Origin of the sequence: Lactimicrobium sp., assembly GCF_036453465.1 — a bacterium.
Lineage (GTDB): Bacteria > Bacillota_I > Bacilli_A > Erysipelotrichales > Erysipelotrichaceae > Bulleidia.
Window position 1 is genome coordinate 20,742 of record NZ_JAZHUW010000007.1, and the last position, 26,877, is coordinate 47,618.

The 26,877-nt window shown below is 46.3% G+C and carries 16 protein-coding genes and 1 riboswitch; of the genes, 13 read left to right on the forward strand and 3 right to left on the reverse strand.

The genetic code is table 11. From position 1 onward, the window contains the following. Positions 1-108 precede the first annotated feature (108 nt). The 9 genes from hpf (at position 109) to SOI44_RS03105 (ending at position 9,414) form a co-directional block, all read left to right on the forward strand. Positions 109-645 (forward strand): ribosome hibernation-promoting factor, HPF/YfiA family, encoded by a 537-nt coding sequence (hpf, locus tag SOI44_RS03065; RefSeq protein ID WP_331347771.1) that lies wholly within the window; start codon positions 109-111, stop codon positions 643-645. Between the two features lie 154 nt (positions 646-799). Then, positions 800-1,150, forward strand: a complete 351-nt coding sequence (locus tag SOI44_RS03070; RefSeq protein ID WP_331347772.1) for an MG284/MPN403 family protein — start codon at positions 800-802, stop codon at positions 1,148-1,150. 226 nt (positions 1,151-1,376) lie between these two features. Beyond that, a complete protein-coding gene (gene ptsP, locus SOI44_RS03075) occupies positions 1,377-3,086 on the forward strand; it encodes a phosphoenolpyruvate--protein phosphotransferase (RefSeq protein WP_331347773.1) in 1,710 nt (569 codons plus the stop codon). 128 nt (positions 3,087-3,214) lie between these two features. Continuing rightward, positions 3,215-3,383: riboswitch (Lysine riboswitch) on the forward strand. 100 nt (positions 3,384-3,483) lie between these two features. After that, positions 3,484-4,368, forward strand: a complete 885-nt coding sequence (gene dapA, locus SOI44_RS03080; RefSeq protein ID WP_331347774.1) for a 4-hydroxy-tetrahydrodipicolinate synthase — start codon at positions 3,484-3,486, stop codon at positions 4,366-4,368. Next, complete coding sequence (gene dapB / locus SOI44_RS03085) at positions 4,368-5,108, forward strand: 4-hydroxy-tetrahydrodipicolinate reductase (protein WP_331347775.1); 741 nt, start codon at positions 4,368-4,370, stop codon at positions 5,106-5,108. The genes dapA and dapB overlap by 1 nt, the downstream gene beginning before the upstream one ends. Further along, positions 5,105-5,797 (forward strand): 2,3,4,5-tetrahydropyridine-2,6-dicarboxylate N-acetyltransferase, encoded by a 693-nt coding sequence (gene dapD / locus SOI44_RS03090; RefSeq protein WP_331347776.1) that lies wholly within the window; start codon positions 5,105-5,107, stop codon positions 5,795-5,797. Before dapB ends, dapD begins: the two co-directional genes overlap by 4 nt. Beyond that, entirely contained in the window at positions 5,794-6,948 is a 1,155-nt protein-coding gene (locus SOI44_RS03095) for a pyridoxal phosphate-dependent aminotransferase (RefSeq protein ID WP_331347777.1), read from the forward strand. Before dapD ends, SOI44_RS03095 begins: the two co-directional genes overlap by 4 nt. Then, on the forward strand, positions 6,941-8,089 hold the full coding sequence (locus SOI44_RS03100) for a M20 metallopeptidase family protein (protein ID WP_331347778.1): 1,149 nt from the start codon (positions 6,941-6,943) through the stop codon (positions 8,087-8,089). The genes SOI44_RS03095 and SOI44_RS03100 overlap by 8 nt, the downstream gene beginning before the upstream one ends. After that, complete coding sequence (locus SOI44_RS03105) at positions 8,086-9,414, forward strand: aspartate kinase (protein ID WP_331347779.1); 1,329 nt, start codon at positions 8,086-8,088, stop codon at positions 9,412-9,414. The genes SOI44_RS03100 and SOI44_RS03105 overlap by 4 nt, the downstream gene beginning before the upstream one ends. Here SOI44_RS03105 and SOI44_RS03110 read toward each other — a convergent pair. Together SOI44_RS03110 and SOI44_RS03115 are read right to left on the reverse strand one after the other, a co-directional pair. Then, positions 9,384-10,646 (reverse strand): diaminopimelate decarboxylase, encoded by a 1,263-nt coding sequence (locus SOI44_RS03110; protein ID WP_331347780.1) that lies wholly within the window; start codon positions 10,644-10,646, stop codon positions 9,384-9,386. The genes SOI44_RS03105 and SOI44_RS03110 overlap by 31 nt on opposite strands. A 108-nt stretch (positions 10,647-10,754) precedes the next feature. Beyond that, a complete protein-coding gene (locus SOI44_RS03115) occupies positions 10,755-11,921 on the reverse strand; it encodes a GGDEF domain-containing protein (RefSeq protein ID WP_331347781.1) in 1,167 nt (388 codons plus the stop codon). A gap of 297 nt (positions 11,922-12,218) precedes the next feature. On the opposite strand from SOI44_RS03115, the gene SOI44_RS03120 reads away from it, so the two are divergent. From SOI44_RS03120 to SOI44_RS03135, 4 genes are all read left to right on the forward strand, one after another. Next, the gene (locus tag SOI44_RS03120; protein ID WP_331347782.1) at positions 12,219-12,734 is read left to right on the forward strand and encodes a hypothetical protein; all 516 of its coding nucleotides are present in this window, start codon (positions 12,219-12,221) and stop codon (positions 12,732-12,734) included. Continuing rightward, the gene (locus SOI44_RS03125) at positions 12,721-23,337 is read left to right on the forward strand and encodes a SpaA isopeptide-forming pilin-related protein (protein ID WP_331347783.1); all 10,617 of its coding nucleotides are present in this window, start codon (positions 12,721-12,723) and stop codon (positions 23,335-23,337) included. Before SOI44_RS03120 ends, SOI44_RS03125 begins: the two co-directional genes overlap by 14 nt. A gap of 167 nt (positions 23,338-23,504) precedes the next feature. Further along, complete coding sequence (locus tag SOI44_RS03130; protein ID WP_331347784.1) at positions 23,505-24,236, forward strand: LytR/AlgR family response regulator transcription factor; 732 nt, start codon at positions 23,505-23,507, stop codon at positions 24,234-24,236. After that, positions 24,233-26,056, forward strand: a complete 1,824-nt coding sequence (locus tag SOI44_RS03135) for a sensor histidine kinase (protein ID WP_331347785.1) — start codon at positions 24,233-24,235, stop codon at positions 26,054-26,056. Before SOI44_RS03130 ends, SOI44_RS03135 begins: the two co-directional genes overlap by 4 nt. 15 nt (positions 26,057-26,071) lie before the next feature. Here SOI44_RS03135 and SOI44_RS03140 read toward each other — a convergent pair whose 3' ends face one another. Beyond that, a complete protein-coding gene (locus SOI44_RS03140) occupies positions 26,072-26,863 on the reverse strand; it encodes a metallophosphoesterase (protein ID WP_331347786.1) in 792 nt (263 codons plus the stop codon). Positions 26,864-26,877: the final 14 nt, after the last annotated feature.

The following is a 26,877-nucleotide window of genomic DNA, read 5'->3' on the forward strand; positions in this document are numbered from 1 at the left end:
TTCCAAGAAAAGGTATGATGGCTATAATAAAAACAGAGAGGGAAGTATCAAGTTATCATTAAAAAGCCATGCGCACCGCTATACGTCAATAGACAGGAGGTGTCATATATGCGGTTTGAAATTATTGGAAAGAATGTTTCGGTAACCCCGGCGATGAGGGAACAGATCGAGAAGAAGCTTTCAACGCTCGACAAGTATCTTCTGATTGATCCCAACACGATTGCAAGAGTTGTGGCAAGGGTATATCCGAAGGGACAGAAAGTTGAGGTCACGATTCCAACCAAGGTTGGCATTCTGCGTACAGAAGTCGTAGATGATGACTTCTATGCAGCCGTTGACAGAGCCATTGACAAGCTGGAAGATCAGATCAGAAGACAGAAGACACGTCTGTCAAGACGCCACAAGGAAAACCTTGCAGTTGCCTTTGCCCAGGAAGATGAGCAGAACGAGGAACAGCAGGAAGTACTTGTCAAGACAAAGTCCATCACTGCAGATGAGATGGATCTGGATGATGCCATCCTGCAGATGGAACTTTCCAACCATGACTTCTACATCTATACAGATGAGGAAACCGGCAAGATTTCTGTTGCCTACCGCCGCAATGATGGCAAGTATGGCCTCATTGAGGTAGATAACAGCCGCTGAGGCATCACAGGAAGACCCAGACGTCTTCCTTTTTCTATGCCTTCTGGAGATGGAGACAGATCATTCTCCAGAGATGCCGGAAGCGCTTTCCATCTGAAAAGTCAAGCCGCTATGATCCCTTCAGGAGGTTCATGAAAAATGATGAGAAAAAACAATGGGGCATGTTGGAAAGGAGCCGGCCATGGGTGAGAGAAAGCAGAAACCGAAGGAAGAAATCATGATGGCATATCTGGCCCGCAATTACCGCCGCTGTCTGATGCGGCTGGACCTGTGCCGGATGGAGGGGATCAGTGAAGCAAGGCTGACCTATAATGCGGACCATTCGTATGTCTGTCTGATTGAGCGGGCACTGGCTGACTGCTCACCATCCACCCGGCAGATCATCAACGAAGAGTTTCTCCATAAAACCGATAAAGACTGGTATCTTGGCTACTGGAGCAGGACGACATTCTACCGCAAGCGGAAGGAGGCAATCGGCGAATTCCTGCATTGCCTTCATATTTGACGAGTGTTAATATTCTTGTATGGTATGGTCCATTGCATCACATGCCGCATGACAGGAATCACTGCTGCCATACGATCTGATCCATCTTTTTCCAAAATGGGTATTCAATGTCTGCAACAGGCATATTTCTGTCTGGAACAGGCCGGACGTATGACATGATCTTCCGGTCCATGCCTGCAGGGTGTGATGAACCGCATTGACCGATGCCTGAAGGAGGAGAAATCAAATGCTTAAAGGAATTGCTGCGTCGCAGGGAATTGCCGTTGCAAAAGCCTACAAACTTGTACAGCCGGTACTGGATATCCAGAAGAAGGATGCCGATCCGGAAGCAGAACTGAAGAAACTGGATGCTGCCTTCAAGAAGACAGTATCAGACATTGAGCACATCAAGGAAGTTGCCAGCAAGCATCTCAAGGAAGAGGAACTGGCCATCTTTGATGCCCATCTGATGATGGCAAATGATCCTGATTTCCGTTCCATGATTGAGGACGAGATCAAGAACAACAAGGAAAATGCTGAGTTTGCTGCCAAGACCGTTTCCGATAACATGGTTGCCATGTTTGAAGCTATGGAGGATGAATACATGAAGGGCAGAGCTGCAGATATCAAGGATGTTTCCTTCCGTCTGCAGTGCAACCTGGCAGGCAAGGAAATCCCGAACCTGTCTACCCTGGATCAGCCGGTCATCATCGTTGCTGAAGATCTGACTCCGAGTGATACAGGTTCTTTGAACAAGGAATTTGCCAAGGGCTTCGCTACTGAGGTAGGCGGCCGCACAAGCCATTCTGCCATCATGGCAAGATCTCTGGAAATCCCGGCTGTTGTCGGTGTCAAGGGAATCCTGGATTCCGTTGAAAACGGCGATACGATCATCCTGGATGCTTTGAAGGGTGAAGTCATCGTCAACCCGAGCGAGGATGAAGTGGCTGCCTACAAGCAGAAGGCTGAAGAATTCCAGAAGGAAAAGGAAGCTCTGAAGGCCATGAAGGACAAGCCGTCCGTTTCCACGGATGGCCATAAGGTTCTGCTGGTTGGCAACATTGGCTCTCCGGCCGATGTAGAAGGTGTTTTGAACAATGGCGGCGAAGGTGTCGGCCTGTTCAGAACAGAATTCCTGTACATGAAGAGTGAGAACGATTTCCCGGATGAAGATACACAGTTTGCGGCTTACAAGCAGGTGCTGGAAGGCATGAATGGCAAGCCGGTTGTCATCCGTACACTGGATATCGGCGGCGATAAGAAGCTGAAGTATTATACATTCCCGGCTGAAATGAACCCGTTCCTCGGTGTGCGTGCCATTCGTTTCTGCCTGCAGAGAAAGGATATTTTCCGCACCCAGCTGCGTGCCCTGCTTCGAGCAAGTGCCTTTGGCCATCTGTGCATCATGTTCCCGATGATTGCAACAGTCAACGAATTCAAGGAAGCAAGAGCACTCTATGATGAAGAAAGAGCAAAGCTCATCAATGAAGGCGTTAAAGTCGGTGATGATGTCGAAGTCGGCTGCATGATTGAGATCCCGGCTGCGGCTGTGCTGGCAGATCAGCTGGCCAAGTATGCTGATTTCTTCTCCATCGGCACAAATGACCTGATTCAGTATTCCATGGCTGCTGACCGTATGAGCCAGGCTGTTTCCTATCTGTATCAGCCGCTCAATCCGTCCATCCTGCGTCTTGTCAAGAACACCATCGATGGTGCTCACAAGCATGGCAAGTGGTGCGGTATGTGCGGTGAGATGGCAGGCGATGAAATCGCTGCACCGGTACTGCTCGGCCTTGGTTTGGATGAGTTCTCCATGAGTGCAACATCCATCCTGCGTGCTAGAAAGATGATCAATGCCCTCAGCTATGAGGAAATGAAGAAGATGGCTGCCCAGGCAGTTGAGCTGGATACAGCTGAAGAAGTTGAAGCACTCGTCAAGAAGACCATTGGTGCATAATTGATAACTGTTTTGAAGACCACACTGGTATGCCGGTGTGGTTTTCTTATGCATATATGAAAACTTTCTGAAAGATATTGACATATATTCATGCGGTGTTACAATTCTTTCAAAACTGAATACTGCAACAGCAGGATAGAGGCGCAGTCGGAAAGAGTAGGCTGACACAAAGCGGTATGCGCAGTACCGGGTGTCTGACTGAAAGGAAAGACTGCCGAAGACAGAGCAGCGCACTCTGATCTGGGCATACAGAGAAGATCTGTATGACTGTCGCGTAAGCGGAGAACTATCGGATTGTAGTCCCAAAAGGGAGAATGCGATGAATACCGGCTTGCGTTTCTGCAAACCGGCATTTTTTATCCTCATTTGCAGCTCAGCGGTAAGGAGGATATTACGCATGAAAGAACCAGTATTCCGCGGTGCAGCCACCGCCCTGATCACCCCGATGAGAACAGATGGAAGTGTTGACTACCAGGCAATGGGCAGACTGATTGACTGGCAGATTGAACAGGGCATCGATGCTTTGTTAATCGCCGGTACAAGCGGAGAAGGATCCACACTTTCAGATGAAGAACACAGAGAAGTACTCAGGTTTGCTTTTCAGCAGGCAAAGGGCAGAATTCCCATGATTGCCGGCACTGGCTCCAATGACACTGCCTATGCCTGTGATCTGACCAAGTATGCCTGTGAGGTTGGCTATGATGCCTGCCTGGTTGTAACACCGTACTACAACAAGACAACCCAGAAAGGCCTCATCAGGATGTATCAGATGATTGCGGATGCGTCCACAAAGCCATTGATTCTTTACAATGTGCCAAGCCGCACTGGTATTTCCCTGGCACCGGCCACCGTGGCAGAACTTTCCAGCTATCCGCACATTGATGCCATCAAGGAAGCCTCCGGCAATATCTCTGCCATTGCTGATATCGCTGCCTCTGTCACAGATGGCTTTACGATCTATTCCGGCAATGATGATCAGATCATTCCAATCCTCAGCCTCGGCGGCCAGGGTGTCATTTCCGTCTTGTCCAATCTTCTGCCGAAGGAAACCTCTGCCATGGTTCATGCTTACCTTTCCGGCGATATCCAGAAGGCAAGAAAGATGCAGCTGCAGTATCTGCCATTGATTCATGCTCTGTTCTGCGAGACCAACCCGATTCCCGTCAAGACTGCCATGGCAAAGATGGGCTATGGCACCAACACTCTGCGGCTGCCGCTTGTACCAATGGAACCAGAACATGAAAACACACTGATGCAAAGAATGCAGGAGGTGGGTCTTTGATGAGAATCATTGTCAGCGGCGCCAATGGCAGAATGGGAAAGATCCTGCAGGATCAAATACAGCAGGAAACAGAACAGTTAGCTGCAGCGGTATCAAGAAGCTGTTTGGACAATCCTGAAACCCACTGTTACAGCAGCTTTGCAAAGGTAAGCGAAAAAGTAGATGTGGTCATTGACTTCTCCCATCACAGCACTGTCAGTGATTTATTACACTGGTGCATTGCACATAATGTACCAGCCGTGATTGCTACCACCGGCCACACGCCACAGGAAAAAGAAATGATTGCCAGTGCTGCCAAGCAGATTCCCATCTTTTTTACCGGTAATACAAGTGTTGGCATTGCCTTGCTTGCAAACATGGTGAAGGATGCTGTGAAGATGTTTCCGGATGCGGATGTGGAGATCGTTGAGGTTCATCACCACGACAAGCAGGATGTACCTTCCGGTACAGCCTTGATGCTGGCTGATGCTGTCAAAGAAGTACGGCCGGATGCCTGGTATAACATCGGCAGACATGAAAACGGAAAGCGGGATCCCCATGAGATCGGCATTCACAGTCTGCGGATTGGCAATGAAACCGGCACCCATGAAGTACATATCCGCAATGGTGAGGAAGAACTTGTGCTGTGCCATCATGCCTATGACCGCTCTTTGTTTGCCAAAGGTGCACTGCAGGCAGCCAGATTCCTGGTTCGCCAGAAAGCAGGCCTGTATACGATGAAGGAGATGTTAGCAGGATGAATACAGAAGAAGTGATCCGCTTCATATCAGAAGCGAAGAAGAAGACACCGGTTCAGCTCTTTGTCAAAGAAAAGAAACCTATCGATTATGGCAATGCCAGAGTGTATGGAGAGAGTGACAAGGTGGTTTTTGGCGACTGGGAAGAGCTGAAGGGGATCCTGGAAGCCAACAAAGACAAGATCCTTTCTCTGGAAGTGCTGGAAGACCGCCGCAATTCTGCTGTTCCCTTACTTCAGCTCAGAGACCTGCATGCCCGCATTGAACCGGGTGCGTTAATACGTGACCATGTGGAAATCGGTGATAATGCCGTCATCATGATGGGTGCTGTCATTAACATCGGTGCCGTCATTGGAGCAGGTACCATGATTGATATGAATGCGGTGGTCGGCGGCAGGGCCATTGTCGGCAGCCATTGCCATATCGGCGCCGGTGCCGTACTGGCAGGTGTCATTGAACCCGCCAGTGCAAAGCCGGTTACCATCCATGATCATGTGCTGGTTGGTGCCAATGCCGTTGTCATTGAAGGGGTGGAAGTTGGCGAAAATGCCGTTGTGGCAGCAGGTGCCGTTGTCATTGATGATGTGCCCGCCAATGCGGTTGTGGCAGGATGCCCGGCAAAAATCGTCAAGATGCGTGATGCCAGGACTGACAGTGCCACTGCCCTGCAGGAAAGCCTGCGCAATCTATGAGCCTGACGTTGAACAACAGACTGCAGGCAGTCGGTACCAGCCGCATCCGTGCCTTCAATACCCTGGCCAAACAGACACCCGGCTGTATCTCTTTAACAATCGGAGAACCGGACTTTGATACACCGGCATGCATTACCAATGAACTGATCAGATCCGCTGACAACAATGAAACACATTACTGCCCCAATGCCGGCAGTGATGCCCTGCGTACCAAAGCAGCCCAGTTTGAAAACAACCGGCATGGGACACAATACACAAAGGACAATGTTGTCATCACAATCGGCGCCTCTGAAGCTTTGTTTTCCTCGTTCTATACCATCCTGAATCCGGAAGATGAAGTCATCATCCCACTGCCAGCCTATCCCGCCTATGTCAATCTGGTCTATCTGTGCGGGGCAAAGCCTGTCTTTCTGGATCTGTCTTCTGCCAATTTCCAGATCACAGAACAGATGCTGAAACAGGCAGTCAGCCCGAAAACAAAGGCCATCATCCTTAACTCACCCAACAATCCTACCGGAACCATTCTGAACAAACAAAGTATCCAGGCCATACATGCCATCCTGCAGAATCATCCGATGTATGCCGTCATTGATGCAGTCTATGAACAGCTGAGCTTTCAGGGCAGTGTGCCTTCGCTGCTGGCATATCCGGATATACAGGATCAGTGCATTCTGGTGCAGAGCTTTTCCAAGCCCTATGCCATGACCGGCTGGCGGATGGGCTATGTCTGCGGTGCAAAAGAATTCATTGACGCCATGCTGAAAGTGCATATCTATGCCATCAGCTGTCCGCCATCTCTGTTCCAGAAAGCTTGTATCAAGGCACTGGACTATGATCCATCCTCCATGCGGGATGTCTATGAGCAGCGCAGTATGTTCCTGTATAAAGCATTGCTGGATATGCGCCTGCCGGTCATGGAGCCTCAGGGTGCTTTCTATCTGTTTCCATGCATCAAAGAATTCGGCATGGATGATGAAACCTTCTGTACCCGGATGATCCAGAAAGCAGGTGTGGCTGCGGTGCCAGGCAGTGCCTTTGGCATGGCAGGCTATGTGCGTCTTTCCAGCTGTGTAAAAGAAACAGATCTTAAAGAGGCCATGGTACGCATGAAGCAGTTTGTTGAAACACTGCGGGAGAATAAGCATGCATGATTGGAAAAGTGAAGCCAGAAACCTGCTGCCATGGATGATTGATCTGCGAAGGCAGTTTCATGCCCATCCGGAACTTGGCAATCAAGAACAGGAAACCGCCGGAAGAATAGAACAGGTCCTGGATGGCCTGAAAATACAGCATACAAGGGTATGTGGAACCGGCATCATTGCCACGATCCAAAAAGGAAATCCCATGGTGATGCTGCGGAGTGATATCGATGCACTGTCCATCCAGGAAGAAACCAATCTTCCCTATGCTTCCTGTAACAAGGATATCATGCATGCCTGCGGCCATGATCTCCATATGGCCGCCTTGCTTGGCGCAGCCAGAATGCTCAAAGAACATGAAGACTGGTATACAGGATCTGTTCGTTTTGTCTTTCAGCCGGATGAAGAAGGAGACGGCGGAGCAAAACGAATGATTGCGGCCGGTGCACTGGATCATGTGGATGCCGTCTTTGGTCTGCATTGTGATCCTTCTCTTCCGGAAGGAACCATCGGATACAAGGCAGGCGGTTTCTATGCGGCTGCCGCAACCTTTGATGTCACCGTGAAAGGACAGGGATGCCATGGCGCCCAGCCGGAAAAGGGAAGTGACAGTCTGTATGCTGCAGCCAGAATGTGCTGTGCTCTGAAGGAAATGACAAAGGGTACAGGTGAAAACCGTCAGGTCGTCACCATCGGTACCTTCCAGGGCGGTACGGTCCGCAATGTCATCCCTTCCTGTGTATCCTTTGGCGGCATCATCCGCGTCTGCAGTACACAAAGAAGAAAACAGCTCATGCAGGAAGCTGAACAGAAGATCCAGGCAATCGCCAGAGAACTTTCTGTGGAAGCAGACATCCAGATGCATGCAGGCTATCCTGGTGTAGTTAACAGCAGCAATGAAACAATGCTTGTGGCGCAGACTGCACAGCAGCTGCTAGGCAAAGAGCACTGCATCAAAGAAGAAACTGTTATGACTACCGAAGACTTCGGGGAATACCTGTTACAAAGACCTGGCAGTTTCTTCCATCTTGGCACCGGCATCGGTTTCGGCCTGCACAGCCCTATGTTCAATCCGGACGAAAACAGTCTGGCGATCGGGGCAATGATGCACGCTGCCATTGTGGAAGCATATGGAAAGGAACATCAGAAATGATCGTATGTAAGTTCGGCGGCACATCATGCTGCAATGCCAGCCAGCTGAAAAAGGTGAAGGACATTCTGCTTTCGGATCCCGAAAGAAGATATGTGGTTGTTTCCGCGCCGGGGAAACGGTTTGAAGGGGACACCAAAGTCACAGACCTGCTGTATGCACTGGACAAAGACCGTCATGCTTCAGTGATTCTTGCAAAGATCAAAGCACGCTATGCAGAGATTGTCAGTGATACAGGGATTTCCTTTGATCTGGACCATGAATTTGATCAGATTGAGAAGCAGCTGGACACGGGCAGTACAGCCTGGCTTGTCAGCCGTGGTGAATACCTGAATGCAAAGATCTTTGCAGCATATATGGAATGGCCGTTTCTGGAGGCAGCCGAAATGATCTTCTTTGATGAACACCATCAGCTCATTGAACCATTGACGTACCGCTTCATGAAGAAAGAAATGCTGTCTCATCCAAACGGTGTCATTCCTGGCTTCTATGGCAGTGATGAAGAAGGAAAGATTGATGTCTTTGGCAGAGGCGGCTCTGATGTGACGGGTGCTCTGGCAGCCAGAGCCGTGAACGCAGATGTATATGAAAACTGGACGGATGTGGATGGCATTCTGACCGCAGATCCAAAGCTTGTGCCAGAAGCCAAACCAATTGCCATGGTGTCCTATCAGGAATTGCGGGAGCTTTCCTATATGGGTGCAGGCATGCTGCAGGAAGAAGCAGTCTTCCCTTGCCGCAATGCCGGCATTCCCATCAATCTGCGCAATACCAACCACCCAGAGATCAAAGGCACCTGGATCGTTTCTGAAGCAAAGCGGACAGGTTCCCCTCAGGCTATGACCGGTATTGCCGGTAAAAAAGGCTTCTCGAACATCCAGATCGAGAAAGCCATGATGAATACACAGATTGGTTTTGGAGCAAAGGTATTACAGGTATTGGCGGATCATCATGTTTCCTTTGAGCACAATCCGACTTCAATAGATACGATGTCACTGCTTGTACCAACCGCAGATTTGCAGAACTGCCGTCAGGATCTATTGCATGATCTGCAGGATCAGCTGCATCCCGATAAACTGTTCATCGAAGATGGCATTGCATTGATTGCCGTGGTAGGCCAGGGCATTGTGGGACACATTGGTTTTGCGGCTAAGATCTTCAGCCTGATTGCCGATGCCAATATCAACGTACGTATGATTGATGTTGGCTTCAGTGAACTCAATGTAATTATCGGCGTTAACGAAGCAGACTTTGAAAAGACCATCAGAGTCATTCACAAAGGATTGACAGAAGAGGATCACTTTGGCCAGCGAAGTGTCGCAAAATAGTCTTCAGGTGTTTCAGCCCGGCGGATCTCAATGACAGATCCGTCTTTTTTTAACAGCAGTTCCGCACTGCGCAGCCTGCCATTATAGTTATATCCCATCGAAAAACCATGGGCACCGGTATCATGGATGATCAACAGATCACCCACATCAGTCTGTGGCATTTTTCTTTGCACAGCAAGCTTGTCATTGTTCTCACACAGATTGCCGGTCACATCATACACATGATCACATGGCAGATCTTCCTTGCCGACAACTGTAATGTGGTGATAGGCACCATACATGGCAGGCCGCATCAGATTGCAGGAATTGGCATCCACGCCAAGATATTCCCGATATGTCTTTTTCTTGTGCAGCACACGGGTGACAAGACACCCATGCGGCCCGGTCATATAGCGTCCCATTTCCGTAAAGATCGAAACATCATTCATGCCGGCCGGCACCAGAATTTCATCATATGCCTGTTTGACACCCGCACCGATGGCAAGAATATCATTTTCCTTGTCTTCAGGACGATAGGGGATGCCAACGCCTCCGGACAGATTGACAAAGGCAATATGCACGCCAAGCTGACGGTGCAGATCCACCGCCAGGGAAAAGATGATGCGGGCAAGAGAAGGATAATAGTCATTGGAAAGGGTATTGGAAGCCAGAAAAGCATGCAGGCCGAAGTCTTTGACACCCTTTTTCTGCAGAATTTTAAAGGAGGAGAAGATCTGTTCTCTGGTCATGCCAAACTTGGATTCACCCGGAGTATCCATGACCTGAAAGCCTTCCTTGCTTCTGCCAGCCTGAAAGACACCGCCCTGGTTGTACCGGCAGCACACTGTTTCAGGCAAAGAACCGGCACAATTTTCAAAGAAAGCGATGTGGCCGATATCATCAAAGTTGACCAGTACATTCATCTGTTTTGCCAGCACAAAATCCTGGGCAGGGGTATCATTGGAGGAAAACATGATATCACGGCCGGAAAAGCCAAGCCGCTTTGCCATCAATAGTTCCGTATAGGAAGAGCAGTCCAGGCCATTGCCAAGATCCTGCATGATTTTCAGAATGTACGGATTTGGTAGAGCCTTGACCGCGAAATATTCCCGGTATCCCGGATTCCAGGCAAAGGCCTGCTTGACAAGAGAATCCGTTTTCCGGATGCCTTCTTCATCATATAAATAGAAGGGAGTTGGATACTGACTGGCAATTTCCCTGATTTTCTCATCTGAAACAAAAGGCTTCTTCATGGCGGTTCTCCTTTATTGCAACCATGTTTACCACAGATGAAAGTCATTATGCAACAAAGAAAGGCAGATTGAATTACAGTGCATGCTGTGATTCATCTGCCTTAACGCTTATTTTCTGTTTTCTTTCTGATGATGCTGTGCTTTTTCTTCATACATCTGCTGATCCGCTGCTTCAATCCACTGCTTTTCAGAATGGATTTCATCAGACAGCAGAGCTGCGCCGATACTGACCTGCAGTGCATAAGGTGTATGGTGGATTTCACACTGATGATCCATTTCCTTTTGAATCAGCTTTTTCAGTCTGTCAAGATCACTGTATTTTTCAAGCGGCAGCAGAAGCATGAATTCATCCCCGCCATAGCGGCTGATCAAAGCCCGTCGGTAATCACCATGGCATACCGCTCGTAGACCATCCGCACACTGGCATAATGCCGCATCGCCAATGGCATGCCCATACGTATCATTGATGCTTTTGAAGTGGTCAATGTCAATGATCACCAGGGCCATATCTGCTGGTGTTCTTTGGCTGAGAATACCGTGCATGCGGTTCATCAGCACCAGCCGGTTGTTTAATCCAGTCAATGGATCCGCCGATATTCTGCTTTCGGATTCATTCAGATACTCCTGCAGCAGTGCAAGCGTCATGATCGGCACAAAAACAGGTACCTGATACAGCATGGTCTGAATGCAGGCAGCGGCCATCGGCATAAACACAAACAACAGCTGGGCTGGGACAACATAAGCATCCTGATAGCCGATATCCTTTTCCTGATGCAGCCAGTGCAGATAGCGGATGGATTCACCAAGCGAATAGAAAACTACAATTGCTTCAACAAGCCAGGCCCCGCGATTGGATGCGAGAACTGCGTTGTCCCAGACAAACAGGAAGGGAACCTTCAGATTTACAAGCAGCAGAATGCCAAGTATTACTGTAGGACTTGCACAGGCATAGCAGGCAATGCGGTTATAGACAATGGGACTGTGCCGCTTGCTTTCCATGTAATATACCCACCAGAACACACTTGTTACGGATAGAAATACAAAGCCGGAATGCAGCAGTAACAGGATGAAGTCTGAAGCACTGCCCGTATGAACAAGAATGATCAATACAGTATAAAGAAGTCCGGCCAGGGCAATGGATGCCAGGATCCGGCTGTACAGCTGTCCTGTCAGCATTTTTCCAGAGTGATCTGTATGTACGGCCATCAGCAGCAGAATGCCAAGACAGACCAGATGAATTTCAGCAAAATATGTCATCAGATAATTTTCCATCATTTGAATTTCACTTATCAGAAAGAGAGGACAGATAATCCGTATCAAATCTGTTCTCTTTTCTATGAGATGACCTGATTATAGCATGATGGTACTTTTGCACAGATGAGTATCTTCGACATACATATTATTACAACTCAAGAGCAGCCATAACCTGATTGTGATACTCAATCTTTGTCTGTACCCGTTTAATAATATCTTTTTGTCAACAACGGAAGTGGTACGAATTCCGTACGCTTTTGGCACTGTTGTGAAAATCCACTCCTTTTTATTATGTAACCAGGAGAAAGATTCACGCTCATGATCCGAAAGTTATCAATTGTCATCGTCTATGGCGTCATGGCAGCCATTGTATTTCTTGCTGTGCGCGCTGATCTGCATGCCAACCAAACGCCGCAGGTTCCTTTTACAAGTGAGGAAACATCTGCGGCAGTGCAAGCGGCAGAGATTCAGGACGCATGGCTTGGTAATAACGGCACGCAGAGCAATGCCCTGATTCTGTTACACGGATATAAAGCAGTGATGATTTCTTATGACAACACGCACCAGGATGTATCGCTTCAATACTCCAGTTATCTGGAAACACAGATGAGCGATGCGTCCAGCAGTTTCTGGAGGATGTTTGCATCAGAAGACAGTGGCCGTGCCATTGCTTCGATCAAAGCCAGCGGGGAGGGTACCCTGCTGATGAAACTGCCAGATGGAAGCGTCATTCCGGCGCAGGCAATGAGCAGTGGAAAGGCATCAGAACTCGCTGCCAGCGCCCAAGCAATTCAAAACGGATTCAACCAGGGAGGACAAAATGAAAATCAGTAAATGGATGAAAGGATTCCTGGCATTCCTGCTGTCATTCTCCGTCATGTTCACTACCATGATTCAGCAGAGTGTGGTAATGGCGGATGAAGGCAGCGTCGATCCTGCAGAAGTGATTGATGAGGAAGCGCCAGCATCAACGCCTGAAGCACAGCCAACAGCAGAAGCTGAAGTAACACCGGCCGCTTCAGAAACAACTGTTACAGAAGCAGCAGAGACAACTGAAACAGTTGAAACAGCAGAACCTGCGGTACAGCCAGAAGAGCCACAGGCAGAAAGCACACCTGCAGCAGAGCAGGCAGCACCAGTACAGGAAGTCACAGAAACACCGGCGAAAGAACAGGCCTATGTTTCACCGACATCCTTCGATGCTGAAAAGGACAATATCAAAGTCCATGTGGAAACAGCAGAAGGTGCCTTCAGTGAGTCAGTGACACTTGTCGTATCACTGCTTGAAGAAGACTCAGACGATTATAAGAAGGTCCAGGAAACAATGGACCAGAACGGCAGCAGTCAGGATGGCATGCTCGCTCTTGATATCAGATTTGAAAACAGCAATGGCCAGGAAGTAGAGCCAAACGGCCAGGTATCCGTTTCTGTTGTCATGAAAGATGCAGCCAATGAGGACATTGACCAGTCTTCTCTTCAGGTAACTCACCTCAGGGAAGAAGAGGATGGATCTCTTACACCGGAAAAGGTTGCGGACAATGATGAGAATACAGAAGGTTATATCCGTACATCTGGAAATGACATTGAGGCGGATTTTAAGGCTGATAGTTTCTCAACGTATGTGATGGCCTATGACAATAAATCTACGCTAACGATTAACTATGTTGACCAGAGCGGAAACAATATTGCAAGTTCTGAAACGTTGGATGGCTCAAGAGATACGACATATGACCTGTCTAATGCTAAATCAATTGATGGCTATCAGAATCCTACGATTCATGTGGGGTCTTACAATGGTACAGAAATTGATGGAACTGTATATTACAGAGGCAACAATTGGTATTACTCGGGTAATTATTATCAGTGGAACTATATGTCTTCCAGAACGATCTATGTAGTTTATGAAAAGATAGCTGAGCCATTAACTATTAACTATGTAGACAATAAGGGAAAGAGCATTGCAGATTCCAAAACATTAACTGGGACTAATAAAACCAGCTATGATTTATCACAGCAGGCTATTTCAATTTCTGGTTATCAAAATCCTATAGTTCATTTGGATTCATACATTGGTACAAAAATCACTAATGCTGTTTATTATTCCGGAAATAAATGGTATACGTCCAGGAATAGCGGAAAAGAGCTATCTTCTAATAATATTTATATTGTTTATGATAAGGTTGAAACATCATTAACAACAACGGATACTGTCGACAGTAAAGCGTTAGGTTTCCATATTTATATGGTAAATATGGACGAAAGATGGAACAGCAATATCGGCAGTTATGACAACAATACAGGAATGCTGTCACAGAGAATTTATGGAAATACATTGAATTCCAGTGGCTATCCATATTTCTTACACTCCAACGCCTCACTGAGCGCACAGTTTTCAGAGGCAGTGGAAGTTAATCATTTGTTCAATCAGGATTCCTATGATGCTACAGGATATTTCTATTATAACAGTGCAGAGAGGTTTGCTTCACTGCAGAGCAACAATACGTTCCTTGTGTCAACACAGCTAGGATCTCCCAATAGTGGCAGTAGTTTCTTTTATCAAAGAGGAAATTTTCTTCCATATAATAGTCTGAATCTCAACAGTGTGGTTAATCACAATCTGTATGATGATCAGGGCAATGAACTTTCTACAGGTTCTGATCGTTACAATGAAGCTCTCTATGGAATGAATGAACCAGTGGACTATGGGTTTGGCATGCATGCAACCGCAGAATTCTATCAGCCTGTCAATGGCCAGGTAAATGGCAATGATATGGTCTATGAGTTCACTGGAGATGATGACATGCTTGTCTATATTGATGGCGTGCTTGTCCTGGATCTTGGTGGTATTCATGACGCTCAGAGCGGTTCAATCAACTTCCGTACTGGTATTGTGACATTCACGAATATAAATAAATCAGATAAAGTTGATTATGGATCGTCTACAACGATTTACCAGCAGTATTCTGATGCTGGCAGACTAGGAACTACGACTTGGGTAGGTAATACATTTGCCGCAGGTACTGTCCATAAAATTGATATCTTCTATTTTGAGCGGGGAGCAGGTGCCTCCAATCTGAAGATGAAGGTCAACATTCCGCCTGTACCGGATGGAACGGTTGCTGTATCCAAGAAGGTTGAGGGACTTGACGCTACTCAGGCTGCTAATGAAACATATACAATGCAACTGATCATTGATGGTAGTATTGCGGCAAATAGAGCTTACACACTGTCTAATGATCCGAATACTATCCGGTATACAGATGAGAATGGCCAGTTCAATCTGAAAGCAGGGCAGACCGCTCTGTTCAGCAAAGTTGGAGCTGGTAAAGCAGTTAAGGTTAACGAGATTGTTGGTACAGATACAATCTATGGTGTTTCATATAAGAGATATGATTCAAATGGTGATGAAATCACTGACAGCAAGGATACGATCACTGTACCAAGTGCAGGACATGTTGCTGTAACCGTAAAGAACAATGCAACGCAGCATACCAAGGATCTGACAATCACAAAGCAGTTCCTCATGAATGGACAGGATGTTTCCGGTTCCATCAATATGGATGCTTTCCAGAATGCATCATTTAAACTGCAGGAATCCAAAGATAATGGTGCTAACTGGACTGATCTGTATACCATTTCCTACAGCAGCTTCCAGGATGGCTCCTATACATTCAGCCAGCTTGATCCAAGAAGTCAGTACAGAGTCATTGAGAATGTGACAAATGAGACGAATGGAAGCACCGCTGCATACAGCTATACTGACACAGTCTCTTCTGTCAATGGTACCAATGGTGATACAACTTCTCCGGTTATCTCTCTGAGAGATGGTGATGTAACAGTTTCCTTTGCCAATAACTATGGAACACAGACATATCCATTAATCATCAAGAAGAGTTTTGATGGTATTGAGAGTTTGCCATCCAGTTTCCAGATCAAGATTAATGGTAGTGATGAGGTGTTCACTGTTAACAACAAGGAAGGTGGTACCGGTACAGCTGAAGATCCGTATTACTGGACTAAAGATGTTGCCTACAATAGTACTCTGATTATCACTGAAAGTGGATACGAAACTGACAATTATCAGCTTGCAGATGGTACTGAAACATCAAAGCAGGTCACAATTGGCTTCGGCAGCAACGTCGTTGAATTTGCGAACCACTACGTCCCAAAGAGCTATGACTTTACTCTGGTCAAGAAATTTGTTGGCATCACTAATGATGAGATTCCTACTGGGTTCAAGATCACAGGTTCCAATGGTGCGACATATGATTTAAATAACAAAAATACTGTCAGCAAAGATGGTCTGACATACATATGGACTGGTTCTGCACAATATGGTGACACTCTGACATTCACAGAAACAAACGCTGAAGTTGATGGATATCACTTAACTGCCAGCAATAATGGCACTGCCACCATTCAGATCAAGTCTTCTGGCAATACAGCAGAAATCACAAATACTTATACACCTTTGAATTACTCTGTAACGGTTACTAAAGTATTTGAAGGCCTTGACAGTGATGCAGATTTCAGCAGGTTTGAAATTCAGACAAGCGTAGATGGTGTTGTTACTGTAAAGAAGATTTCTGAAGCTACAGGTAATGGAACGACAAATAGTCCATACACATGGACATTTGAAGCTCCGTATAAGAAAACTGTAACTATAAGCGAAGCCAACTATCAGATAATGGGCTTCACCCGTACAAACGATGATGCAACGGAAAAGTCAATTACAGTTGCAGCATCCAATGATAGCAATAAGGTTTCCTTCACAAATAGTTATAAGAAGAATACAGGTAAGGATGTTAATGAGCTTCCGACACTGAACATTCTTAAGAAAGACAACAAAGGCAATGCTCTTTCCCAGGCAGAATTTACTCTGTATGGACCGGATGGCAAGCCGGTATGGCATGATGTCACAAATGCAGAAGGCAAAGTAACTGTAGATTTCTCTAACTACAAATTCTCTGCAGATCAGAAGTCCTATCAGTTCACACTGAAAGAAACAAATGCTCCGGAAGGCTATACGGCTTCTGATGAGGTTTATACATTTACTGTTAATCTCAAAGATGGCGATCCGGAAATCAAATATGATTCCGCTAATAACTGGTTCCATAAGTTCTACCACTGGATCGTTGGCAATCAGTCAACTGCTTCCTATGATGCAGCAACTTCTACACTGACGGTTGTTAACTCGATCAATCAGTACGAGTACAAGATCGTCAAGACATTCAGCGGCATTGCTGATCTGCCTGATACATTTGTGATCACTGATCAGAATGGCAAGCGGTACACACTGAACGATGCTGCAAAGCATGGCAATACCTACACTTGGACTGGTAATGCAGACTTTGGTACTGAATTCCAGCTGAGCGAAAACAACGCAGCAATTTATGGTTATGATCTTGCGTCAATAGTAAATGATCAGAATGGCACAACCGGTACACTGAGGATCACAACTGGTGAAAACAAGATTGTCTTCAGCAACGCTTACACAGCCCAGACACGCACTGTTACGGTGACAAAGCATTTTGATGGCCTGAAAGCTGAAGAGATTCCTACTGATAGTTTTGCAATTACTGGCCTGGGTGAAAACCTCACTCTGAACAATGGTAGCAAGACAGATGATTTCACATATCAGTGGACCAGAGATGTTGCTTACAATACACCGCTGACACTGAGTGAAACAGGATATGCAGTATCTGGTTATCAGGTGTCTACAGAAGCTGATGGCAAGCCGGGTGTGAGTGCACAACTCACAGTTGGAGACAGCAATACTGTTGCATTCGTTAACAGCTATGAAAAGAAGTACAGTGATGATAGTGATGTCACAAAGCCAACCTTTACAATCCACAAGGTTGATCAGGATGGTAAGCTGCTGGCTGGTGCAGTGTTCACACTGAGTGACGCGGATGGCAATGTGATCTGGACAGCAACAACAGATGGACAGAGCGATCTGACGGCAGACTTTGAAAACTACGACTTCGGTACAGATCCAAGTGCAAAGCACAGCTTCACACTGCACGAAGATGCACCAACAGGCTACACAGGTGCAGCAGACTGGACAGTAGAGGTCAGCGAGGATGATGGCATCGTTACTCTTAGAAAAGAAACAGACGAAGACTTCTTCCATAAGATCTACAACTGGCTCATCAGCAAGAAGTTCGATGAGTACTACGATCAGGAAAAGAAAGTTCTGACCGTAACCAACCAGGTTAACAGCTATGACTTCACAGTCACAAAGAACTTCACTGGTGTAGAAGCATTACCTGAGGATTTTCAGATTACAGATTCTCTTGGCAATGTGTACACACTGGATGATGCGAAAGTAGTTGATGGTGTATACACATGGACAGGCAAAGCTGACTATGGCACAGAGATCACCTTCAGAGAAGAGAACTATGAAGTAACTGGATATGACGTTACTGCAAAGGCAAATGGTGTCGAGCGTGAATCTGCAGCACTGAGAATTGGCACTGATAAGGAAAAGAATGTCGTTGCCTTCAGCAATGAATATCAACTGAATCCTTATCACTTCACAGTCACGAAGACATTCTCTGGTATTACAAAGGATGAAATTCCTGCTGACTTCAAGATTACAGACTCCAAAGGTGCTGTCTACGATAAGAGCAATGTAGATGTTATCAGCAATGACGAACTGACATACACATGGATTAAATCTGCAGACTATGGAACACAGCTGACCTTTACAGAAAGTGGCTATAAGGTTGCAGGCTACTCCGTTGCAGCAGAAATACATACTGCTACTGGTGCAAACTCTACGTTGACAGTAAGTGCAGTTGAAAAAGATAACTTCGTTAACTTCACTAATACTTACACAGAAGCTGAAATCAACTTCACGGTTACAAAGAGCTTCTCTGGTGTAGAAGCACTGCCTGAGAATTTCCAGATTACAGATTCTCTTGGCAATGTATACACACTGGATGATGCGAAAGTGGTTGATGGTGCTTATACATGGACAGGAAGTGCTCCGTATAAGACAGAAATTACGTTCACCGAGCATAACTTCGATGTGGATGGATACAGTGTCAAGTCAACTGCGAATGGAGCCAATGGTACAAGCAATAAGCTGACAGTTTCTGCAGATTCTGCAAAGAATGTCATGGCATTCAACAATGTATATACAGCGAATACCTACGATGTCACTGTAACAAAGGAATTCACTGGTGTGGATGCACTGCCGGATACCTTCAAGATCACAGGTGTTGGCAATGAAGTATTCACAACTGGAAATGCTGTAAGTGGAACAGGCACACTGAATGATCCGTATGTCTGGACAGCCAAGGCTGTATATGGAACAACGCTTAAGATTCAGGAAAGCGGCTATAAGGTCAGTGGTTATCAGACAATTGCTGCAGTGAATGGCGCAACAAATGACAGTACAGAAATTACTGTTAAGACAAAAGATAACGTTGCCGCATTCATCAACAGCTATGTGATGAACTTCAGCGAAACGGATGATGTGACAAGGCCTGGCTTCATCCTGCATAAGGTTGACCAGAATGGTAAAGCACTTGCTGGTGCAGGCTTCACACTGTACGATCAGAACAACAATGTTGTATGGTCTGGCACAACAGCAGCTGATGGTGTCTTGAGAGTCAACTTTGATGAGTACGACTTTGGTACAAACGAAAAGGCAGTTCACACATTCACACTGCGTGAAACAACTGTTCCGGAAGGATATACGGGTGCTTCTGATCTTACGATCACTGTCAAAGAAGATGATCAGAAGGTTGATCTTACCAAGAAAGATGGTGAGGATTATTACCACAAGGTTTATAACTGGGTCATTACAGATGGACTTGGCAATGACTACGATGCAGCAAACAAGATTCTGACAGTTACAAATACTGCCATTGAATATCCGTACACAATCGTTAAGACATTCAACGGTGTCAATGCACTGCCTGAGACATTCGTGATCACAGATCAGAATGGCAAGCAGTACACACTGAACGATGCTGCAAAGCAGGGCAATACCTACACATGGACTGGTAATGCAGACTTTGGTACTGAGTTCCAGCTGAGTGAAAACAACGCTGCAATTCATGGCTATGATCTTGCATCAACAGTTAATGATCAGAACGGCACAACCGGTACACTGAGGATCACAACTGGTGAAAACAAGATTGTCTTCAGCAACGCTTACACAGCACAGACCAGAACCGTGACGGTTACCAAGCAGTTCAACGGTCTGAGCGCAGAAGAAATTCCTGCAGACTTTGCAATCACTGGCCTGGGTGAAGTTCTCACTCTGGGTAATGCTGAGAAGACATCTGACTTCACATATCAGTGGACAAGAAATGTTGCTTACGATACACAGCTGACATTGACTGAAACTGGATATGCAGTATCCGGTTATCAGGTATCTACAGAAGCTGATGGTAAGCCAAGCGTGAGTGCACAGCTCACAGTTGGCGACAGCAATACCGTCGCATTCGTTAACAGCTATGAAAAGAAGTACAGTGACGATAGTGATGTCACAAAACCAACCTTCACAATCCACAAGGTTGATCAGGATGGCAAGCTGTTAGCTGGTGCAGTATTCACACTGAATGACGCTAATGGTAATGTCATCTGGACAGCAACGACTGACGGGCATAGTGATCTGACAGCAGACTTTGAAAACTTCGACTTCGGTACAGATGCAAGTGCAAAGCATAGCTTCACACTGCACGAAGATGCACCTACAGGCTACACAGGTGCAGCAGACTGGACAGTAGAGGTAAGTGAGGATGATGGCATCGTTACTCTAAGAAAAGAGACAAACGAAGACTTCTTCCACAAAATCTTTAACTGGCTGATCAGCAAGAAGTTTGATGAGAACTATGATCAGGAAAAGAAGGTTCTGACCGTAATCAACCAGGTTAACAGCTATGACTTCATGATCACAAAGAGCTTCACTGGTGTAGAAGCACTGCCGGAAGACTTCCAGATCACAGATTCCCTTGGCAATGTGTACACACTGGATGATGCGAAAGTGGTTGATGGTGCTTACACATGGACAGGCAAGGCTGACTATGGCACAGAAGTTACCTTCACAGAAAGCAATTACCAGATTCATGGTTACGATGTTGCTGCGAAGGTCAATGGCATTGACAGTACTTCCGGAAAGCTGACAATCAGCACAGAAAAGAATGACACCAATTTCAGCAATGACTACACAGCACAGACCAAAACCGTGACTGTTACCAAGCAATTCAACGGTCTGAGCACAGAAGAAATTCCTGCAGACTTTGCGATCAATGGTCTTGGTGAAGCGCTGACACTGACAAATGGTGAAAAGACGTCTGACTTCACATACCAGTGGACACGTGATGTGACTTACGATACGCAGCTGACATTGAGTGAATCTGGATATGCAGTATCTGGTTATCAGTTATCTACAGAAGCTGATGGTAAGCCAAGCGTGAGTGCACAGCTTACAGTTGGAGACAGCAATACCGTTGCCTTCGTCAACAGCTACGACAAGAAGTACAGTGACGATAACGATATTACAAAGCCAACCTTCACAATCCACAAGGTTGATCAGGATGGCAGGCTGTTAGCTGGTGCAGTGTTCACACTGAGTGACGCAGATGGCAATGTCATCTGGACAGCTACAACAGACGAACAGAGTGATCTGACAGCAGACTTTGAAAACTTCGACTTCGGTACAGATGCAAGTGTAAAGCACAGCTTCACACTGCACGAAGAGGCACCAACAGGTTACACAGGTGCATCCGATTGGACAGTAGAAGTCAGTGAGGATGATGGCATCGTTACTCTAAGAAAAGAGACAAACGAAGACTTCTTCCACAAGATCTACAACTGGCTGATCAGCAAGAAGTTTGATGAGAACTACGATCAGGAAAAGAAAGTTCTGACCGTAACCAACCAGGTGAACAGCTATGACTTCACAATCACAAAGAGCTTCACTGGTGTAGAAGCACTGCCTGAGGATTTCCAGATTATAGATTCTCTTGGCAATGTGTACACACTGGATGACGCGAAAGTGGTTGATGGTGCTTATACATGGACAGGCAAAGCTGACTATGGTACTGAAGTTACCTTTACAGAAAGTAATTACCAGGTAAATGGCTACAGTGTAACAGCAATTGCAAACAATAATGCCGGTACATCTGCTCAGCTGACAATCGGTATATCCAATAACAATGTATCCTTCGTCAACAACTATGAGCCAAATACCTACACGGTAACAGTCTCAAAGAGCTTCAGCGGTATTGATGAGCTGCCTGAAAACTTCGCAATTACAGGTGCAGGCGAAAATGATCTGACAACTGCAAATGCAGTTTCTGGCACTGGCAGTACTGATGATCCATATGTCTGGAATGTTGAAGCTAAGTTTGGCACCCAGATGAACATTGCTGAAACAGGCTATGAGGCTGAAGGATATGATGCTGCATCAACTGTCAATGGCAGTGAAGGCACAAGCACTTTGCTGAAGGTTGGCACAGGTAATAACAACGTCTCCTTCGTCAATACCTACAGCCTGAAGAAGACAGATGTTGTCCTGACTGCTTCTAAGAACCTGACAGGACGTGATCTGAAGGCAGGCGAATTCAACTTCGAAGCATATGAAGGTGATGAGCTTGTTGCAACTGGCACAAATGATGCTGATGGAAACATCGTCTTCAGTACGATTCACGATGTCACGTATGGCAGCCATATTTACACTCTGAAGGAAGTTAATCAGGGTCTTGGCGGCATGACATATGATGACAATGCATATGAAGTGAGTGTGAAAGTAAAGGAGCAGGATGGAGTTCTTGAGGCTGTACTGCCTGAGACAATGCCTGTATTCACCAACACTTACAATGCACAGGATGGTTCCGCTGTCATTGAAGCAGTCAAGAATCTGACTGGCAGAGAAGCAGTGAATGGTGAATTCAGCTTCGAACTTCTGCAGGATGGCAATGTTGTCGCAACTGCAGTTAACGAAGATGGCCGCGTCGTCTTTGGACCAATCAGCTGGACAATGGATGAAGTTGGCACCTATACTTACACGATCCGCGAAACAGCCGGAAATGATGGAAATATTGTATACGACTCTCATGAAGAGAAAGTTACAGTAAATGTGAGCGATAACGGTGATGGCACACTTCAAATTGAGGTTGCCTATGATGAAGATGGAGCAGTGTTCAACAATACTTATGAACCACCGGTTCCGCGTACGGATGATGATCCTACACCATCTCCTACACCTTCAACACCTACACCGACACCGTCCTCTGATCCTAGTCCGGTTCCTGCTGTCCCGAATACAAGTGACAGCGGCAAGCCTTCCAATTCTTCCAAGACACCCCAGACTGGGGTGAGCTCGGATGTAACGACATGGGTATGGCTTGGCTCCTCCAGTCTTCTGGCACTGTTCATTGCGCTGATTCTTCGCCGGAGAAAAGAAGAATCAAAGTGATGATAACCCATACTGCAATACCCGGCAGTAAGGGCTTCCCAACAAAATGTTCCCCTGGGAAGTAAATGAGGCAGAGCAACACACTCTGCCTTTTTTCGTTGGCGGAAGGTACGAAAGGGTGGTTTGGACAGGACTGCCAGGTGCTATACTTTGGGTGGGTGAGAAGTATGGCAGGAAGTGAGAAACTTGTTTTAGGTATCTGTGAAAATGAACCGCAGGAGTATGATGCTTTACTGGCATTAATTCAGAAAAGCAATTTTACGTGTGAGATCACCTCTTTTCAGGATGGTGAATCTTTCCTGCAGTCCTACTTTCCCGGTAAGTATGATCTGATTCTGATGGATATCTATATGAATGGTATGAGCGGTGTTGAAGTCCTGGAAAAGGTGCGCAAGATCGATCCTGATACGCCTGCTGCCTTCATTACAACATCATTGGATCATGCCTTGGATGGCTACAAGCTTCATGTCGGCCGTTATCTGCATAAGCCTCTTGTACAGAAGGAAGTGTATGAGGTATTGGAATTTGCCATGAAGCAGAAAGCACTGCGGCCTGCCATTGATGTAAAAGCACATGCTGAAACGGAACACATCTTTCTGAATGATATTCTGTATATTGAACACCAGAGCCGTACAACCGTCTTTCATCTGACTTCCGGAGAGAATGTGGAAGTACAGATGCGTCTGGATGATCTGATGAAAGAACTGCCTGCTGATTTGTTTTTGCGCTGCCATCAAAGCTATATTGTCAATCTTTCCCATGCGAAACGAATTGATGATGAATTGAATGTTTTTGTCATGGCAAATGATGACACTGTTTACATACGCCGTACATCCATGAAAGATGCGAAGAATGCCTGGAAGAACTTCATGTTTTCCAGCCTGGAGAAGCACGTATGAAGCCTGGAGGTAAAATTGTATCGTGGATTCTTGCTGTACTTTTACTGCTGGGCTTTGTCTGTGGTATTGTGGCTTGGCACATCTCAGATGATGATTTGTATCATGATGAAACCAGCATACAGATTTCATCGGTTCGAATGGTACGCAGCGGAGCATCTGTTTCCATTGACCTGCCAGAAGCACTGCGTGCTTCTCATGAAGAAGAAACCATCATTCTGTCCTTTGCAGTGCCTGCCAGATTCAATCAGTATCTGTATGTCAGTACTGATGGTACATCCTTCAATATTTATGCGGACGGACAGCTTGTTTCAAACGTGCAACCGGAAAAATCCGGATGGGATACACCATGTACTTCCTATTCACTTGCTCTGCCTGAAAAAGAAAATGGATATACTCAAATCAAAGCTGTTTTTACAGCAGATTCCTCGTTTCATCCGATACAGATCAGACCATTTCTTGTGGGCAGTCAGAATGCCATCCTGCATACATTGATGCACAGGTATGGATTGTCTGCACTTGTTTCCATTGCCTTTATGACCATTGGCATCTTTCTTCTTTTCACATCCTTTTTCTTTCTGAAAGTGGCAGAAAGGGGAAAACTTGTCAGATGGCCGGGGATTCTTTTTATCCTGAGCGGACTGTTCTGTCTGGCGGCAAATCCCATGATCTGCTATCTGGCTGGCCGGCCTACTCTCATGTATGTTTTGAAAAACTGCTGCTTTTATCTGATGATTCTGCCGGTTCTAGTTCTGGCAGACAGCATGGTTAAGCCAGTGAGACAGAAATGGATTGGACTATTGGCAATTGCTGCAGAAATCTGGGTAATTGGCTGTGCCATCGCTGCCATGATGCATATCATTCCGCTTTCAGCGACAATGATCCCATGCCAGCGGCTGTATATTATGATTCTGTCTCTTGCTGTATGCTTTGTGATTGAAGCAGCTGTTTCTTCAAAGGAAATGCCGCAGATTCTGTTTTCAACCGCTTTATTTATCCTGCTGCTATCTGAGATCGCACAGGCAGTGTTGTATGCGGATGGCAGAACAGAGCTTGCCCGCTCTCTTTTTGAGATTGCCCTGTCTGTCTTTGTTGTTGCGATCTCCATGATTGCCATGCTGAGGGCAAAAAATGCCTTTATGATGCAGATGAAGGCAGATGAGCTGGCCAATGAAGTATATCTTGTCAACAATGCCATTGAGATGCAGAAACAGAAGGCTGATATCATGCTGCAGAACCAGGCAGAACTGCGCCGGCAGCGCCATGATCTGCGCCACCATGTCGCGCTCATGCAGCAGATGCTGCAGGTACAGGACTATGATGCTCTGGAACACTATCTGCAGAAAATCTCCAATGAAATACCATCTTCCCAGCTGACACACTATTGTGACAACTATGCTGTCAATGCACTGCTGATGCATTATGCCGCCATCTGCCAGCAGAAAAAGATCACCCTGGAGATTCAGGGGAACATTCCTTCTGACTGTGGCAGTATTGCAGATTCAGATCTGATCGTGATCATCGGCAACATTCTGGAAAATGCCGTGGAAGGGTGTGAGAAGCTGAAAGGGAAAAGGGAGATTTCCTTCCATGCCGGTGTGCACGGGGAAATGTTGATGATTACCTGCCGCAATCCCTATCATCCTTCTTCTGTGCATCTGAAAAACGGCCAGTTTCTTTCCAGCAAGCGGCCCGCCTATGGCACCGGTACCCGTTCCATCCGCTCAATGGCGGAAAAGTACCATGGTGAAGCTGACTTTCAGATCCTGCAGAAATTTACGGTACGTGTCTATCTTGACATGCAGGCCAAAGAAAAGCTGTGATGGCATGCATCACAGTCAGTTTGATTCGTTTGATGATGCGTGCGGCTGTATGCCGCACTCTTTTAAATAGCTGTCAGGATAATACTGCAGATAAGGATACGTGCTTGGCACATAGAATTCCTTCATGTCATCCAGACGGATGCAGCCAAGGGTTCTGCCATAGACACAGCCGCAGTCAATATGAATAGTTTTATTATCTTTACCATGGATGATCTTACCGTCATATTTCGGGTGGTACATGAAGGTTGGAACATGTCCGAGAATCATTGTGCAGTCCGGGAATGGATTGGCATCGATTTCAGCATGGGTCCATACCAGGATCTGAGCCGGTACTTCTGACAGCCTTGTGTCCGCATGCATATAGTCCTCGGAAAGGCCGGCATGCAGCAGCAGGAATTTTTTACCGTGTACATCAAGATACTTGTACAGCAGCCTGTCTTCCAGATACAGCTTGATGTCATAGCATTCCGGAAAAGACAGATCCATGAATTCATCTGCTGTCCTGTAGCCGCCATTATAGTGCAGCCAGCACAGCAGATCATTGGTCATATCAACCGATGCCGAATCTTTCTTTGCATCGATCAGTTCCTGGGTGTAGCGGGCCAGCCAGACATCATGATTGCCAAAAATCAGATGCATATTGTCATGGTGCATGATTTCCTGCAGCAGGGCAATCGAATGCCTGCCCCGGTCACATACATCACCATCAATCCACAGTTCATCATAATCTGTGAAATCAATGATCTTCAGCATTTGATCAAATTCATCCTTACAGCCATGAAGATCACTCATTACATATACTGACATATCATTACTGCCCT

Excerpts from the sequence above, each read along its gene's own strand:
- SOI44_RS03095 (WP_331347777.1), top strand. The coding sequence starts at position 5,794 with ATGAGCCTGACGTTGAACAACAGACTGCAGGCAGTCGGTACCAGCCGC.
- SOI44_RS03135 (WP_331347785.1), top strand. The coding sequence starts at position 24,233 with ATGAAGCCTGGAGGTAAAATTGTATCGTGGATTCTTGCTGTACTTTTA.
- hpf (WP_331347771.1), top strand. The coding sequence starts at position 109 with ATGCGGTTTGAAATTATTGGAAAGAATGTTTCGGTAACCCCGGCGATG.
- SOI44_RS03100 (WP_331347778.1), top strand. The coding sequence starts at position 6,941 with ATGCATGATTGGAAAAGTGAAGCCAGAAACCTGCTGCCATGGATGATT.
- ptsP (WP_331347773.1), top strand. The coding sequence starts at position 1,377 with ATGCTTAAAGGAATTGCTGCGTCGCAGGGAATTGCCGTTGCAAAAGCC.
- SOI44_RS03105 (WP_331347779.1), top strand. The coding sequence starts at position 8,086 with ATGATCGTATGTAAGTTCGGCGGCACATCATGCTGCAATGCCAGCCAG.
- SOI44_RS03110 (WP_331347780.1), bottom strand. The coding sequence starts at position 10,646 with ATGAAGAAGCCTTTTGTTTCAGATGAGAAAATCAGGGAAATTGCCAGT.
- dapA (WP_331347774.1), top strand. The coding sequence starts at position 3,484 with ATGAAAGAACCAGTATTCCGCGGTGCAGCCACCGCCCTGATCACCCCG.
- SOI44_RS03120 (WP_331347782.1), top strand. The coding sequence starts at position 12,219 with ATGATCCGAAAGTTATCAATTGTCATCGTCTATGGCGTCATGGCAGCC.
- SOI44_RS03115 (WP_331347781.1), bottom strand. The coding sequence starts at position 11,921 with ATGATGGAAAATTATCTGATGACATATTTTGCTGAAATTCATCTGGTC.
- SOI44_RS03070 (WP_331347772.1), top strand. The coding sequence starts at position 800 with ATGGGGCATGTTGGAAAGGAGCCGGCCATGGGTGAGAGAAAGCAGAAA.
- SOI44_RS03125 (WP_331347783.1), top strand. The coding sequence starts at position 12,721 with ATGAAAATCAGTAAATGGATGAAAGGATTCCTGGCATTCCTGCTGTCA.
- dapB (WP_331347775.1), top strand. The coding sequence starts at position 4,368 with ATGAGAATCATTGTCAGCGGCGCCAATGGCAGAATGGGAAAGATCCTG.
- dapD (WP_331347776.1), top strand. The coding sequence starts at position 5,105 with ATGAATACAGAAGAAGTGATCCGCTTCATATCAGAAGCGAAGAAGAAG.
- SOI44_RS03130 (WP_331347784.1), top strand. The coding sequence starts at position 23,505 with ATGGCAGGAAGTGAGAAACTTGTTTTAGGTATCTGTGAAAATGAACCG.
- SOI44_RS03140 (WP_331347786.1), bottom strand. The coding sequence starts at position 26,863 with ATGTCAGTATATGTAATGAGTGATCTTCATGGCTGTAAGGATGAATTT.